Source organism: Viridibacillus sp. NPDC093762, assembly GCF_050279675.1.
Taxonomy (GTDB): Bacteria; Bacillota; Bacilli; order Bacillales_A; family Planococcaceae; genus Viridibacillus.
Map to the genome: position 1 here is coordinate 106,590 of NZ_JBNNUK010000010.1, position 14,344 is coordinate 120,933.

Genomic DNA, 14,344 nt, shown 5'->3' on the forward strand with positions numbered 1-14,344 from the left:
TAAATCCGTGACAGTATAGTGAGAAAACAGTATGATGAACAAGTGAAAAAAAAAGATTGCGAGTGAATTGAATGATTGAACTAATACAGAACTTATTTAGCTTTATAATGCATATTGATCAACATCTCGTTGAAATAATTCAACAATTTGGTGTTTGGTCATATGGTATTATCTTTTCCATTGTTTTTGTAGAAACGGGTATTGTTATATTCCCGTTCTTACCAGGTGATTCATTACTTTTTGCCAGTGGAGCATTTGCGGCACTTGGAGCATTTAATTTACCGATACTTCTTTTAGTATTTTTCATAGCAGCTGTGTTTGGAGATTCAGTAAACTATGAAATTGGACGAAAAGTTGGAACGGCTATTTCACCGAAGAGCTTTTTAGGACGTATTATTAATCAAGAGCGTATGCAAAAAGCACAGGACTTCTTTAATAAGCACGGTGGGAAAACGATAATCTTCGCCCGCTTTATGCCATTTATTCGAACGTTTATCCCATTTGTAGCCGGTGCTAGTAGAATGCATTATCGTCAATTTATAATGTATAACATTATAGGTGCATTCTTGTGGGTTTCTATTTGTACATTAACAGGGTACTTCTTTGGTAATATCCCAATAATTAAAGACAACTTCTCAAAAGTAATATTAATTATTATTTTCGTTTCAGTTTTGCCAGCAATCATTGGTTTTTTGAAATCGAGAGTAAAGAAATAAATATTAGCAGTACAACACTTTAGTTAATTGGCTAAAGTGTTTTTTTTATGAAAACCAATTATAATAGTAAGAATTGTTGGAATATTTAGTGAAAAACTATATAGAAAATGGTAATATTGATTTTATATAGAATACTAATAGTAAAAGGAGTTTGATATCATGGGGAAAATGAATGTTGAAAGCTTTAATTTAGACCATACAAAAGTCGTCGCACCATTTGTTCGATTAGCGGGTCTTAAAAAAGGTGTAAATGGTGATGAAGTTTATAAATATGATATTCGATTTAAACAACCTAACAAAGAGCATATGGAAATGCCTGCGTTACATTCAATAGAGCATTTAATGGCTGAGAACATTCGTAATCATTCGGACCATGTTGTCGACCTTAGTCCAATGGGATGCCAAACGGGTTTCTATTTATCAATGATTAATCATGATAACTTTGATGAGGTACTAGATATTTTAGATAAAACTTTTAATGATGTCTTGGCAGCAACAGAAGTACCAGCATGCAACGAAGTACAATGCGGTTGGGCTGCGAGTCATAGTTTAGAAGGTGCGAAGAAGCTTGCAAAAGAAATGCTAGCGAAACGTGATGAGTGGACACAAATTTTCATAGAAGAATAAATAGAAAGAGGCTGCGTATACTAGCAGCCTCTTTATTATTATTTTCCTGTAAAATTAGGTTTTCGTTTTTCAGAGAATGCATTGAGTGCTTCAATACGATCTTCAGTAGGAATGGTAATTTCATATGCTTTTCGCTCAATATGAAGACCAGTTTGTAAGTCAGTATTCATACCATGCTTGATAGCAAATTTTGCTTGTTGTAATGCAATTGGACCGTTAGCTAGCATTAACTCCGCGAAGGTGATTGTTTTTGCAAGAAGTTCTTCACGCTTTTCGACTTTAGTCAGAAGTCCGTATGCTAGAGCTTCTTTAGCCTGTAATCTTTTTGCAGTTAAAATCAGTTCTAATGCTTTTGCTTCTCCTATGAGTCTAGGCAGTCGTTGAGTTCCACCAGCCCCTGGGATTATACCAAGGCTCGTTTCTGTTAGGCCGAGTGAAACATCATCTGCGGCAAAACGGAAGTCACATGCTAATGCTAATTCGGTACCCCCACCGAAAGCATAGCCATTAATCATTGCTATTGTCGGTTGAGGTAAATTTTCAATAGCTGAAAAAACCTCACCTATCTTATAAAGGTTACGTTTTACGCGTTGTTCAGTTAAAGTTTTTCGTTCTTTCAAGTCAGCACCAACACTAAAAGCTTTATCACCCGCGCCTGTAAAGATGACTACACGAATATCGGGATTAATACGAATAGATTCAACAACTTGTCCTAATTCAGCTAGTAAATCATAATTGAACGCATTCATCGCTAGTGGTCTATTCAATGTTACAAATGCCAAATGCTCCTGTTGTTTATAAATAAGTGTTTCCAATACAATTTCCCCCTTATTGTAAAAAATTACTCCCAACTAAACGATAGCATGTCTCTGATTTTTCGTCATCTTTGAATAAATATTTCCAGTTATTAAGCTTTGATTATTATCTTTATATTTCTAATTAGAAGAATTATATTTTTGTGGAATGTGTATTTTATTGAAATTATAGGTAAAATGAAAGGTTTAAAGTAACAGAGTAAACTAAATACTTTAAGTAAAATTGCTGATATAATGAAATGGAAATAGATTTTAAAGGAGAAACCATATGGAAGTATTTATTGGTCGTCAACCTATATTTAATAAACAAAAGCAAGTTTTCGCATATGAATTATTATATAGAAACGGAGCTGTCATGAACGAGTTTCCAGCTATCGATTCGGATAAGGCAACTGTTGAAGTTTTGATCAATTCATTATTTTCAATTGGTTTTGATGAGCTTACAAATGGTAAACCATGCTTTATAAACTTTACTGAAAACCTTTTAATGAGTAACATATTTGATCATTTACAACCCGATCAAGTAGTAATTGAAATTTTAGAAGATGTCCCCATCACAGCAAAACTGGTTAAAAGAATTAAAAAATTAAAAAAACAAGGTTATAAAATTGCTCTTGATGATTTTGAGTTGCAAAAAGATGTGACACTTTATAATGAATTATTTACATATACAGATTTTATTAAAGTAGATTTTCTTCTTACTTCAGAAGAGGAACGAAAAGCGATTGAGAATCGTGTCAGAAAAGACTTTCCTAAAATTGTTTTGTTAGCTGAAAAGGTAGAGACGCGCTCACAATGTCACATAGCAAATGAAAATGGATATCAACTTTTTCAAGGTTATTTCTTCAAGCAACCTCAAATTATCCGAGGTAATGATATCCCAACCAATGTACTACAATATTATCGTGTAATTTCTTTATTACGAGGGAAAGATCCCGATATTGATGAAATTACTAAGCAAATTGAACATGACGTTGCGATGTCATTTAAATTGTTAAAATTGATCAATTCATCTTCGAAACGTAGAAAATCTAAAATTCGTTCAATTAAACAAGCTATATTATTATTGGGCTTAGCAGATTTACGTAAATGGATATATATTTTAGCGTATCGTGAATCGCAAAAGGATGCACAAGCTGATATGTATGATGAGCTGATGAAGGCATCCTTATGTAGAGCTAAAATTTGTGAAATGTTAGCACGTTATAAATATAAAGAAAATTCTTCCGAATACTTTTTAGTAGGAATGTTTTCATTAATCGATGCAATTTTACAGAGATCTATGAACAGTATATTATCACAACTTCCTTTATCAGATATTATTATAGAAACCATTTTAGAAGGAGAGACAGAGATGACGCCATATCTACAAATGGCTATTGCTTTAGATAAGTTAAATTGGGATAAAGTTGCAGAGTTAGCTGTTGAAATAGGGATTAATGGAAAAAATTTATATGCAATATACCAAGAAGCAAATAAATGGTCAGATAATATTATTTAATGTCTACTACTGATAGTGTGTTAAAAGAGGTTGCAATGGTAAAAAAGAAAACTAAAACAGTTGAATAAGCTTTTTATTCTGGGGAATGCTGAAATAGTGAAATTCACAAAGATGAAACAACTTGTTAGATATATTGATGTAAGTGTGTTTACAGAGCTTTTTAGTGGGTATACCTGTTAGTGGAAGGTTTTAAAAACGTTTATATACGGTATAATTATTCTGTAATCAATACAATGAATGAGGAGGTCTTCAAATGAAAAAAACTTTACTTGCTATGCTAATCGGTTCTGCTCTTATGCTTGGTGCATGTGGTGGTGGTAATAAAGCAAAAGAAGAAACTACAAAAGAAAAAACTGGTTCAGAAACAGCAACTGTTGACGCACAACAAATTATCCAACAAAATTGTATCACTTGTCACGGTGAAAATCTTGAAGGACAAGGTAACTTCCCTAACATTTCAAAAATTGGTGCCAAACTTTCCAAAAAAGAAATTTTAGATGTTATTAATAACGGTAAGAATGGAATGCCTGCTGGACTCATTTCTGGTGACGATGCCGAGGCAGTAGCTAAATGGTTATCTGAACAAAAATAAGCTCCTTATTAAAACTAGCTTTCTTTTCAGGAAAGCTGGTTTTTTGTAGGTAGATAATACAGCAAGGATAAGAGCAACCCATAGGGCATATGGATTGCTTTTTTCTATTTATAAATTTGATTTATAGAAGAGGCGTTTTCTTCAACTTTATATTCAAAGGTGAAAATAACCTATTCTACAATTCATACAGGGACAGTCGTAGCTGGACGAACGCGCTTAGCAATTAATTTTATGTTAAAATATATTCCAAGTGCTGTTATTTTGAAGGGTAGTTTTATGGGAGGAAGTGTTAGTTTTGGATCAAGTATGTACGAAAGATGTTATTAAAATGTTTGACTTGAAGGTTATCAGTGGTCATGAGGGAATTGGTCGACATATATTAACAAGTGATATTTCTAGACCAGGCCTTGAGATGGCAGGCTATTTTACCCATTATCCAGCTCAACGTATTCAGCTATTAGGAAAAACAGAGCTGTCATTTTTTGATATGTTGCCAAGGGATGTGCAGTTTGATCGAATGAACAAACTTTGTTCACAAGATACACCTGCTATTATTATTTCGCATGATATGGAAGTACCTGAAGCGTTATTTGTTGCTTCTAATGAGCACCATGTACCGATATTATCAACAAAAATGGCAACCACTCGTTTCTCTAGTATGTTAACGAATTATCTTGAAAGTCAATTAGCTCCTACGACAGCTGTTCATGGTGTATTGGCGGATATATATGGTATTGGAGTTTTGATTACTGGGAAAAGCGGTGTAGGTAAAAGTGAGACTGCACTTGAACTTGTGAAAAAAGGACACCGTCTTGTTGCCGATGACTGTGTAGAAATTCGTCAAGAAGGTGAAAATACATTAATAGGGAATGCACCTGCTTTAATCCAGCATTTACTTGAAATTCGTGGCATAGGTATTATTGATATTATGACATTATTTGGAGCTAGTGCTGTTAGAAGTCATAAACGCATTTCACTTGTTATTGACTTAGAAGTATGGGATTCTGATAAAACCTATGATCGACTAGGTTTAGAAGAAGAGACGATGAAAATTATTGATACGGAATTGACGAAGTTAACAATCCCAGTTAAACCAGGACGAAATTTATCTGTTATCATCGAAGTAGCAGCAATGAATTATCGATTGAAAAAACTTGGTGTCAACGCAGCAGAAGAGTTTTCTAAAAGACTTGATAGTGTGATTGAGTCTAAAGAAAATTGATGTAGGCAAACTTCGTAATTTGGAAGGAGAAAAGTATGGATTCAATATTATTACAAATTAACCCAGTAGCACTTGAGTTAGGGCCAATTTCAGTTAGATGGTACGGGGTTATTATTGCGATGGGTATTATTATTGCCTTTTTGATTGGGCAAAGAGAAATGGTGAAACGTGGATTCCATGAGGAATTTTTAACAGATTTATTGATTTGGGCAGTACCAATTTCTATTATTTGCGCCCGAATCTACTACGTAATATTTAAATGGGATTTCTATAGTGCAAATCCAGGTGAGATTATTCAGATTTGGCATGGTGGGATTGCTATACACGGTGCACTTATTGGTGCATTTATTACTACATATATTTTTACTAAAAAGCGTGGGGTTAGTTTTTGGAAGGTTGCAGATGTATTAGCGCCAAGCTTATTAGTAGGTCAAATTATTGGCCGATGGGGTAATTTTATGAACCAAGAGGCTTATGGTGGTGCTGTAACACGCGATTTCTTAGAAGGATTGCATTTGCCAAATTGGATCATTGAGCAGATGAATGTAAACGGTATTTACCATCATCCTACTTTCTTATATGAATCACTATGGAATGTTGTTGGTCTCGTATTGTTACTAGTTTTACGAAAAGTGAACTTACGACGTGGTGAAATATTCTTAACTTATATTATTTGGTATTCATTTGGTCGTTTCTTCGTAGAAGGATTACGTACTGATAGTTTATTAATAGGTGATTTGCGCATGGCACAAATTGTGTCATTAATCGGTTTAGTAATAGGTGTTGCACTTTTCATCTATAGAAGAATGAACGTAAAACCAGTTGTAAAGTATTTAGATAAGTAATATTGAAGAGTAGCGAAGGGAAAGCTAAAAGAGTGTTAATGACCAGGGTTAAATCAGCTTGGTCATTAATGCTTGTCATGCAGTTGACGAAGCTATATCCATTTTTGTGACGTTAGAACCCCTATAATGTCGTTATTTTTAATCGCATTACGACAGCGTTCTTTTTTTCCATAGTTGTAACAACACTTTGACGAAGAATTGAAGAAAAGAAAGAAAAAGGAGTCGTATTCGTATGACAAATAGAAAAATTAAAGCACTATTATTCGACTTTGACGGTACTTTATTAGATACAAATGAGCTTATCATACAAACTTTTTTACATGTATTAGAGACTAAATTCCCCGGGAAATATAGCAGAGAAGATGTTTTCCCGTTTTTAGGGCCTTCTTTAAAAGAAACATTTTCAACTGTCGATTTAGAGAGTGTAGATGAGCTAGTACAAGATTATCGAAAATGGAATATTGCACATCATGATGAGCTTGTAACAGAATTTGACGGTGTTTTAGAAACATTACTAGCACTGAAAGAAGCGGGAATTCGACTTGCGATTGTTTCAACAAAACGACAAGATATGCTAGCGAGAGGACTTCGTGTTTTAAAAGCAGAAGGATTATTTGAAGTCATCATTGGTTTAGATGATGTTAAAAATGTGAAGCCTGATCCAGAGCCAATTTTATTAGCACTTGAGAAGATGGGTCTTCAAAAAGATGAAGTTATAATGATAGGCGATAATTCTCACGATATTGAAGGTGGTAAAAACGCTGGAGTAAAAACAGCGGGCGTTGCATGGTCATTGAAAGGTGAAGCATTCTTAGCGCAATTCAAACCTGATTATATGTTACATCATTTGAGTGACTTACTAGAGATTGTTGGAGAAGTTACCTATGAGGAGAACTGAAAGATATCGTGTTGAAGGCGCAAGTTCTCTTTGGCAAATTTATGAAACAGTTTCCTTTTGGAAAGTAGCAAAAACATTTATCGTTATACAAGTGGCGCGTTATACGCCGTTTTTAACGATGAAAAACTGGTTGTATCGCACATTTTTGAAAATGAAAATAGGAGATAAGACGGCTTTTGCTTTGATGGTAATGCCCGATACGATGTTTCCTGAACGCATTCAAGTAGGAAGTAATACGATCATTGGCTATAATACGACGATTTTAGCGCATGAATATTTAATAGAAGAATATAGATTAGGCGATGTCATTATTGGAGATCGTGTAATGATTGGTGCAAATTCAACAATATTGCCTGGCGTGAGCATTGGAGATGATGCAATTGTCTCTGCTGCAACATTAGTGAATAGAGATGTTCCAGCTGGCGCTTTTGTTGGAGGAAATCCTATGCAAATCATTTACACGAAGGAACAAATGGATATTAAAAAGTCAGTCAATTCTAAAAACTCTTAAAGTTTGTATGCTTTATGAGTTTTTTTTATTGACGGTATGTAAGAATTGAGATAAAATACTTTCATGAATCATCACTCTACCACTCTAGCGAACTAAAGTTTATAGATTAGGAAGTGTCACTATGTCATCAATTCGAAAGTTTGAAAAACCACTTGGAATGCGCGATACATTTCCAAAGATTTTTGAAAAAAAAGAAGTTGTCAGACAGACCGGTCGAGACTTTCTACAACTGAGAGGTTTTGACTTTATAAAAACACCAACGCTTGAATATTACGATACAGTTGGTAAAGCCTCTGCAATCGTTGAGTCTTCTTTATTTAAGCTAGTAGATAGTCAAGGTAATACATTAGTGCTTCGTCCAGATATGACAACACCAATTGCACGTGTTGCATCATCGAAGTTATTAAAAGAAAAGATTCCATTACGTTTAGCTTATTTTGCAAATGTATTCCGCGCTCAAGAAACAGAAGGTGGACGCCCAGCAGAATTTGAACAAATGGGTGTTGAAATTATTGGAGATCCTTCTGTATATGCTGACGCTGAAGTTTTATTGACTGTGATTGAACTACTAAAAGCATTAGAAGTAAAACAATTTAAGTTAACAATCGGAAATGTAGGTATTCTAAATGCTATTCTAACTCAAAATGTCAGAACAGAAGTGCAATTCAAAGAATTACATAAACTACTTGTAGAAAAGAATATTGTAGGTTTTGAAGAAGCGGTTAAGCTTTTTGAGTTGCCTCAGAAAAACAAACAAACATTATTAACTTTTATAGAAGAAGCGACAGATCTAAATAACATTAACCAAATTGATAAATATTTAATAGAAAAAGATGATTTTATATATATGGAAAGATTGCAAAAGATTTTAGCTATTTCCGAAGTGGAAAAGTACATTTATTTTGATTTCACATTAGCGAGTCATATGAATTACTACAGTGGCATGCTATTTGAAGTATTTGCTACTGGAGCAGGTTTTCCGTTAGGAAATGGTGGCCGCTACGATGGATTACTTGATGAATTTGGATCACAGGTTGGAGCAATTGGTTTTGGGTTACGTGTCGATCAACTGTTGGAAGTCATGCCTTCATTTCAAAAGGATCAAGAAGAGGTGCTCGTATTATTTGCACAGAATGAGTTTCCAAGAGCAGTAGCAAAGGCAGCTACTCTTCGTAAAGAAGGTAAACGCACCACATTGCAATCGATTGAAGGTATAGAGAATATAGCAGTTTTTGAGCAACTCTTTTCAAAAGTTGTACGTATTGGGTAAGGAGGAATCGAACATGACTGAATTGACAATCGCAATGCCTAAAGGGCGCATTTTCGAAGAAGCATATGAAATGCTCATTCAAGCAGGTTTTGACTTGCCAGAAGATGTTGAAATATCACGTAAATTAGTGATTGAAATTCCATCTGAAAAAATTCGCTTCATACTAGCAAAGCCAATGGACGTACCTACATATGTTGAACATGGTGTAGCTGATATTGGTATAGCAGGAAAAGATGTTTTGCTAGAACAAGGAAGAGCGGTACATGAATTACTCGATTTGAAAATTAGTAAATGTTATATCGCTTCTGCGGGATTACCAAATACAAAGTTAAATGATATTGCGCCACGTATAGCGACGAAATATCCAACAGTTGCCTCCCACTATTACCGTGAAAAAGGAGAACAAGTTGAAATTATTGGACTAAACGGTTCGATTGAATTAGCTCCAATGATAGGACTTGCTGACCGCATTGTGGATATTGTTTCAACTGGTCAAACATTAAAAGAAAATGGGCTAGTTGAATATGAACACATTACAGATGTGTCCTCTCGATTGATCGCCAATCCTGTGAGCTATCGCATGAAGAATGAGCGTATTCAAGATCTCGTCAAACGTTTAAAAAAATGTGTGAAATGAGAGAAGGTTTAAACGATGAAGATTCAAGACTTAACAAAAAATATATCCTTACAACGCCCATTGGCGAGCGGCAACGAGGAGCAATTACAAACAGTTAGGGAAGTACTTGCCAATGTTCGTCAAAATGGTGATGCTGCTGTCAAAGGATATGGTGCTAAATGGGACGGTGTTTTTCTTAATGAATTGCGTGTGTCACCAGAGGAAATGGCAGAAGCAGTTAGCAGTATGGATGCACAATTAATAAAAGATTTAAAAGAAGCTTCATTGAATATACGCGCATACCATGACAAACAAAAGCGCCAAGGTTATCGACTAAATCTAGAAAATGATTCTTGGTTAGGGCAACGTATTACAGCGTTATCGGCTGTTGGTCTTTATGTGCCAGGAGGCTCAGCTGCTTACCCATCATCTGTTTTAATGAATGTTATTCCAGCACAAGTAGCTGGTGTTGAGCGCATCGTTTTAGTGTCACCTCCAGGAAAAGACGGTAAGCTACCAGCAGCTGTTTTAACTGCTGCATCCATATTAGGGATTACAGAGATTTATAAAATGGGTGGTGCACAGGCAATTGGTGCTCTAGCTTATGGTACAGAATCGATTCAAGCAGTTGATAAAATTACAGGACCAGGTAATATTTTTGTTGCATTAGCAAAACGTGAAGTGTTTGGTGAAGTAGCCATTGATATGATTGCTGGACCAAGCGAAATTGCTATTATTGCAGATGAGAATGCATATGCTGATGAGATTGCAGCAGACTTATTATCTCAAGCCGAACATGACCCTTTGGCATGTGCGATTTTAGTTACAACGAGTGAAAGACTAGCTGAAGAAGTAGCGGAGGAAGTTGAAAATCAACTAACATCATTACCACGAGAAGCAATTGCACGTAAGGCGATCGAAAACTTTGGCAGTATTTATATAGCTGAAACGCTCGCTGAAGCAGTGCAAGCGATCAATCGATTAGCACCAGAGCATTTAGAAATTGTTACTGACAATGCAGAAGTTGTTGCTGAACAAATTCGTAATGCGGGTGCTATATTTATCGGACGCTATAGTTCAGAGCCAGTAGGAGATTATTTTGCAGGCACAAATCACGTGTTACCAACAAATAGTACAGCTCGTTTTGCTAGTGGCTTGAATGTTGATGACTTTATTAAAAAAACAAGCGTTGTTTATTATACAAAAGAAACTTGGGCACAAAATTCACCGAAAATAGCTAGACTTGCCAGATTAGAAGGATTAGAAGCACATGCTAGAGCCGTGGAGTCTAGAGGGTGGGATAAAGGAGTCGAATCAAGTGGAAGCAACTAAAAAGCGTTATGCCATTATCGAACGAAAAACAAATGAAACTCAGATTGCAGTAGAAATTAATTTAGATGGTGAAGGGAAGTCTACTATTTCAACGGGTGTTCCTTTTATGGACCATATGCTAGACCTATTTATGAAACATGGTTTATTTGACGGTTCTATTACTGCAAAAGGTGATACATATATTGATGATCACCATACTACAGAGGATTTAGGGATTGTGTTAGGTCAAGCAATTAAAGAAGCGTTAGGTGATAAAAAAGGTATTAAGCGCTATGGTAACGCATTTGTGCCAATGGATGATGCATTAGCACAAGTCGTTATTGATTGTTCAAATCGTCCACACTTAGAATTCAGAGTAGATATCCCAACAGACAAAGTTGGTACATTTGATACGGAGCTAGTGCATGAATTTTTATGGAAATTTGCATTAGAGGCTCGTATGAATGTTCATGTCATTGTTCCTTATGGTCACAATGCTCATCATATTATCGAAGCAATCTTTAAAGCATTGGCTAGAGCGATTGATGATGCGGTATCGATTGATCCACGTGTGAAAGGTATACCTTCAACTAAGGGGCTGCTAACATGAAAATAGGCATAATCGATTATGGTATGGGGAATTTATTTAGCGTTGAACAGGCTATTAAACGTCTAGGCTATGAAGTCTTAGTATCTGCTGATAAAGAAGAGCTATTAGCAACAGATGCCCTTATTTTACCTGGGGTCGGTGCTTTTAAAGATGCTATGAAACGACTACAAGAAACGAATTTAGATTCATTAATAAATGAGGTAGAAAAAAGCAATAAACCCTTACTAGGTATTTGCTTAGGTATGCAGTTATTATTTCAAGAAAGCGCAGAGAATGGCAGTGGCAAAGGACTAGGTATTTTCAAAGGGAAAATTGAGCGCTTTGCTGGGATTCATGATGATGGTAGTACCTATCGAGTACCACATATGGGATGGAACGAACTGCAATTTTCTCAACGTCCAGAATGGTTACAAGAAAATGAAATGACTGGTGATCATTTCGTTTATTTTGTTCATTCATACTTCGCAACTAATATGAAGCAAGCAGAATTAGTTGCTTTTGCTCATTATGGCAATAAACAAGTGCCAGGTATTGTACAAAGAGGTTCTATTACAGGTATGCAATTTCACCCTGAAAAATCAAGTGATTTCGGTGTTCTTCTATTGAGACAGTGGTTAGATGGTGTAAAAAAAGGAGTTGTCGTGTAGTGAGTTCATTTCAAGTTTTCCCAGCAATCGATATGAGAGGTGGCAAATGTGTACGCTTATTTAAAGGTGATTACGCACAAGAAACAGTGTACGCAGACTCTCCTTTTGAGATGGCAAAAAGCTTTGCAGAAGCAGGTGCAAGCTTTATACATATGGTCGATTTAGATGGTGCTAAAGACGGTGAACGTACACATGCAGCTGAAGTTATACGCGTTGCAAAAGAATTAACGGTAAAAGTGCAAATAGGTGGCGGTATTCGTTCTGAGGAGGATGTACGCTTCTACCTTGAAAATGGGGTTCATCGTGTGATTATTGGCAGTCTAGCCATTCGTGAACCAAAGCTTGTTGCGAGCTTTATAGAGGAATTTGGTGCAGAACGCATAGTAATTGGACTAGATGCAAAGGATGGCATGGTAGCGACACATGGTTGGCTTGAGACGTCTAATAAGTCCGCTATTGAAGTAGGGAAATATTTTGCTAAGTCAGGCGCAAAATATTTTGTTTTCACTGATATTGCAACTGATGGTACTTTAGCTGGTCCGAATATTCCAGCAAACGTGAAATTAGCTGAAGCAACAAATACCGAGATTATCGTATCTGGTGGTATCAGCTCACTTGTAGATATTCAACGAGTAAAAGCAGCTGCACAAAACTCATCAATTGCAGGTGTGATTATTGGGAAAGCTCTTTACGCAGGTCGATTTACATTGCCAGAGGCACTTGAGGAGGCAGAATAATGCTTACGAAACGAATTATTCCATGTCTTGATGTGAAGGAAGGACGCGTTGTAAAAGGTGTTCAATTCGTCTCATTACGAGATGCTGGTGATCCTGTAGAGCTTGCTAAGTTCTATAATGAACAAGGCGCAGATGAGCTTGTTTTTTTAGATATTTCTGCTTCGCATGAAGGCCGTGAAACAATGGTTGATGTCGTACGAAAAACAGCTTCTACTTTAGCGATTCCTTTTACTGTTGGGGGAGGCATTCGAACACTAGAGGATATGAAACGATTACTCCGTGCTGGTGCAGATAAAGTATCAGTCAATTCTTCTGCTTTGCAACGGCCAGAACTTATTAAAGAAGGTTCTGATTACTTCGGAGCACAATGTATCGTTGTGGCGATCGATGCTAAGTGGAGTGAAGAAGACGGTACGTGGATGATATATACGCACGGTGGTCGCAACAAAACGAATTGGCAAGCAGTGGCTTGGGCGAAAGAAGCAGTGAGACTTGGAGCTGGTGAATTATTAGTCACAAGTATGGATCAAGACGGAGAGAAAAGTGGCTTTGATTTACCTTTAACAAAAGCAATCCGTAAAGCTGTCAACGTACCAATTATTGCTAGTGGTGGGGCTGGAAACGCGGATCACTTTTATGATGTTTTACAACATGTAGATGCTGATGCTGCACTAGCGGCTTCTATATTTCACTATAAAGAAACAAGTGTCGCAGAAGTGAAAAATGAATTGCGACAAAAGGGAGTGTTCGTGAGATGATAGAAAATCTTCAATTTGACGAAAAAGGTTTGATTACTACAGTGGTACAAGATGCACAAACGAAAGAAGTATTAACTGTTGCATTCATGAACAAGGATTCTTTAGACAAAACATTAGCAACAGGTGAAACGTGGTTTTATAGCCGTTCTCGTCAAGAACTTTGGCATAAAGGGGCCACAAGTGGTAATACACAAAAAGTGATAGCTATTCGTGCTGACTGTGACAAAGATGCACTAATTGTAGAAGTTTTACCAGCAGGACCTGCGTGTCATAGTGGTACGACAAGTTGCTTTACTGAAACCATAAAAGAAAAATCAGAAATTGTGGGTTCTGTAGATATTATTACGGAGCTTCGTAGTGTTATTCAAAACCGCGAAAAGGAAATGCCAGAGGGTGCATATACAACTTATCTATTTAACGAAGGTATCGATAAAATTTGTAAAAAAGTCGGTGAGGAAGCAACAGAGGTTGTTATAGCTTCAAAAAACCGCGATGCTGATGAATTGAAATGGGAAACAGCAGATTTAATTTATCACGTATTGGTACTATTACAAGAACAAAAGTTGGATGTATTTGATGTTTTAGCAGTGCTTCAAAAGCGCCATGAGCAACATTAAATATGTTATAATGAAGGATACTAGAGTATAAGGGACGTTTCTATACGTTCC

17 protein-coding genes are annotated in these 14,344 nt (G+C 36.2%); 16 read left to right on the forward strand and 1 reads right to left on the reverse strand.

What is annotated here, in order from left to right; all coding sequences use genetic code 11:
• The first annotated feature begins 74 nt into the window (after positions 1-74).
• Together ACQKM9_RS13665 and ACQKM9_RS13670 are read left to right on the forward strand one after the other, a co-directional pair.
• Positions 75-716 carry a DedA family protein gene (locus tag ACQKM9_RS13665; RefSeq protein ID WP_427734940.1) on the forward strand — a complete coding sequence of 214 codons (642 nt, stop codon included), beginning with the start codon at positions 75-77 and terminating at the stop codon, positions 714-716.
• Positions 717-875: 159 nt separating this feature from the next.
• Positions 876-1,343 carry an S-ribosylhomocysteine lyase gene (locus tag ACQKM9_RS13670; protein ID WP_427734884.1) on the forward strand — a complete coding sequence of 156 codons (468 nt, stop codon included), beginning with the start codon at positions 876-878 and terminating at the stop codon, positions 1,341-1,343.
• Between the two features lie 38 nt (positions 1,344-1,381).
• Here the strand turns inward: ACQKM9_RS13670 and ACQKM9_RS13675 are convergent, their stop codons facing one another.
• Entirely contained in the window at positions 1,382-2,158 is a 777-nt protein-coding gene (locus ACQKM9_RS13675) for an enoyl-CoA hydratase-related protein (protein WP_427734885.1), read from the reverse strand.
• A 268-nt stretch (positions 2,159-2,426) separates the two neighbouring features.
• Between ACQKM9_RS13675 and ACQKM9_RS13680 the strand changes: the two genes are divergently transcribed.
• The 14 genes from ACQKM9_RS13680 to hisIE all read left to right on the forward strand — a co-directional run bounded on the left by ACQKM9_RS13680 (position 2,427) and on the right by hisIE (position 14,293).
• Positions 2,427-3,659, forward strand: coding sequence for an EAL and HDOD domain-containing protein (locus ACQKM9_RS13680; protein WP_427734886.1), 1,233 nt, complete (start codon positions 2,427-2,429; stop codon positions 3,657-3,659).
• 253 nt (positions 3,660-3,912) lie between these two features.
• Positions 3,913-4,251, forward strand: coding sequence for a cytochrome c551 (cccB, locus tag ACQKM9_RS13685; protein ID WP_427734887.1), 339 nt, complete (start codon positions 3,913-3,915; stop codon positions 4,249-4,251).
• A 295-nt stretch (positions 4,252-4,546) separates the two neighbouring features.
• Positions 4,547-5,473: an HPr(Ser) kinase/phosphatase gene (gene hprK / locus ACQKM9_RS13690; protein ID WP_427734888.1), complete on the forward strand. Its 927-nt coding sequence runs from the start codon at positions 4,547-4,549 to the stop codon at positions 5,471-5,473.
• 35 nt (positions 5,474-5,508) lie between these two features.
• Positions 5,509-6,318: a prolipoprotein diacylglyceryl transferase gene (gene lgt, locus ACQKM9_RS13695; RefSeq protein WP_427734889.1), complete on the forward strand. Its 810-nt coding sequence runs from the start codon at positions 5,509-5,511 to the stop codon at positions 6,316-6,318.
• 232 nt (positions 6,319-6,550) lie between these two features.
• On the forward strand, positions 6,551-7,216 hold the full coding sequence (gene ppaX / locus ACQKM9_RS13700; RefSeq protein ID WP_427734890.1) for a pyrophosphatase PpaX: 666 nt from the start codon (positions 6,551-6,553) through the stop codon (positions 7,214-7,216).
• Complete coding sequence (locus tag ACQKM9_RS13705; RefSeq protein ID WP_427734891.1) at positions 7,203-7,727, forward strand: acyltransferase; 525 nt, start codon at positions 7,203-7,205, stop codon at positions 7,725-7,727. The genes ppaX and ACQKM9_RS13705 overlap by 14 nt, the downstream gene beginning before the upstream one ends.
• A gap of 121 nt (positions 7,728-7,848) precedes the next feature.
• A complete protein-coding gene (locus ACQKM9_RS13710; RefSeq protein ID WP_427734892.1) occupies positions 7,849-8,997 on the forward strand; it encodes an ATP phosphoribosyltransferase regulatory subunit in 1,149 nt (382 codons plus the stop codon).
• Positions 8,998-9,010: 13 nt separating this feature from the next.
• Complete coding sequence (gene hisG / locus ACQKM9_RS13715) at positions 9,011-9,634, forward strand: ATP phosphoribosyltransferase (protein ID WP_427734893.1); 624 nt, start codon at positions 9,011-9,013, stop codon at positions 9,632-9,634.
• A 15-nt stretch (positions 9,635-9,649) separates the two neighbouring features.
• Positions 9,650-10,945, forward strand: coding sequence for a histidinol dehydrogenase (hisD, locus tag ACQKM9_RS13720; RefSeq protein ID WP_427734894.1), 1,296 nt, complete (start codon positions 9,650-9,652; stop codon positions 10,943-10,945).
• The gene (hisB, locus tag ACQKM9_RS13725; protein ID WP_427734895.1) at positions 10,884-11,534 is read left to right on the forward strand and encodes an imidazoleglycerol-phosphate dehydratase HisB; all 651 of its coding nucleotides are present in this window, start codon (positions 10,884-10,886) and stop codon (positions 11,532-11,534) included. The genes hisD and hisB overlap by 62 nt, the downstream gene beginning before the upstream one ends.
• On the forward strand, positions 11,531-12,181 hold the full coding sequence (gene hisH, locus ACQKM9_RS13730) for an imidazole glycerol phosphate synthase subunit HisH (RefSeq protein ID WP_427734896.1): 651 nt from the start codon (positions 11,531-11,533) through the stop codon (positions 12,179-12,181). The genes hisB and hisH overlap by 4 nt, the downstream gene beginning before the upstream one ends.
• Positions 12,181-12,918 carry a 1-(5-phosphoribosyl)-5-[(5-phosphoribosylamino)methylideneamino]imidazole-4-carboxamide isomerase gene (gene hisA, locus ACQKM9_RS13735; protein ID WP_427734897.1) on the forward strand — a complete coding sequence of 246 codons (738 nt, stop codon included), beginning with the start codon at positions 12,181-12,183 and terminating at the stop codon, positions 12,916-12,918. The genes hisH and hisA overlap by 1 nt, the downstream gene beginning before the upstream one ends.
• Positions 12,918-13,676 carry an imidazole glycerol phosphate synthase subunit HisF gene (gene hisF, locus ACQKM9_RS13740; RefSeq protein ID WP_427734898.1) on the forward strand — a complete coding sequence of 253 codons (759 nt, stop codon included), beginning with the start codon at positions 12,918-12,920 and terminating at the stop codon, positions 13,674-13,676. The genes hisA and hisF overlap by 1 nt, the downstream gene beginning before the upstream one ends.
• The gene (hisIE, locus tag ACQKM9_RS13745; protein ID WP_427734899.1) at positions 13,673-14,293 is read left to right on the forward strand and encodes a bifunctional phosphoribosyl-AMP cyclohydrolase/phosphoribosyl-ATP diphosphatase HisIE; all 621 of its coding nucleotides are present in this window, start codon (positions 13,673-13,675) and stop codon (positions 14,291-14,293) included. Before hisF ends, hisIE begins: the two co-directional genes overlap by 4 nt.
• Positions 14,294-14,344 lie beyond the last annotated feature (51 nt).

Excerpts from the sequence above, each read along its gene's own strand:
- ACQKM9_RS13670 (WP_427734884.1), top strand. The coding sequence starts at position 876 with ATGGGGAAAATGAATGTTGAAAGCTTTAATTTAGACCATACAAAAGTC.
- ACQKM9_RS13680 (WP_427734886.1), top strand. The coding sequence starts at position 2,427 with ATGGAAGTATTTATTGGTCGTCAACCTATATTTAATAAACAAAAGCAA.
- cccB (WP_427734887.1), top strand. The coding sequence starts at position 3,913 with ATGAAAAAAACTTTACTTGCTATGCTAATCGGTTCTGCTCTTATGCTT.
- lgt (WP_427734889.1), top strand. The coding sequence starts at position 5,509 with ATGGATTCAATATTATTACAAATTAACCCAGTAGCACTTGAGTTAGGG.
- ppaX (WP_427734890.1), top strand. The coding sequence starts at position 6,551 with ATGACAAATAGAAAAATTAAAGCACTATTATTCGACTTTGACGGTACT.
- ACQKM9_RS13705 (WP_427734891.1), top strand. The coding sequence starts at position 7,203 with ATGAGGAGAACTGAAAGATATCGTGTTGAAGGCGCAAGTTCTCTTTGG.
- ACQKM9_RS13710 (WP_427734892.1), top strand. The coding sequence starts at position 7,849 with ATGTCATCAATTCGAAAGTTTGAAAAACCACTTGGAATGCGCGATACA.
- hisG (WP_427734893.1), top strand. The coding sequence starts at position 9,011 with ATGACTGAATTGACAATCGCAATGCCTAAAGGGCGCATTTTCGAAGAA.
- hisD (WP_427734894.1), top strand. The coding sequence starts at position 9,650 with ATGAAGATTCAAGACTTAACAAAAAATATATCCTTACAACGCCCATTG.
- hisB (WP_427734895.1), top strand. The coding sequence starts at position 10,884 with ATGCTAGAGCCGTGGAGTCTAGAGGGTGGGATAAAGGAGTCGAATCAA.
- hisH (WP_427734896.1), top strand. The coding sequence starts at position 11,531 with ATGAAAATAGGCATAATCGATTATGGTATGGGGAATTTATTTAGCGTT.
- hisF (WP_427734898.1), top strand. The coding sequence starts at position 12,918 with ATGCTTACGAAACGAATTATTCCATGTCTTGATGTGAAGGAAGGACGC.
- hisIE (WP_427734899.1), top strand. The coding sequence starts at position 13,673 with ATGATAGAAAATCTTCAATTTGACGAAAAAGGTTTGATTACTACAGTG.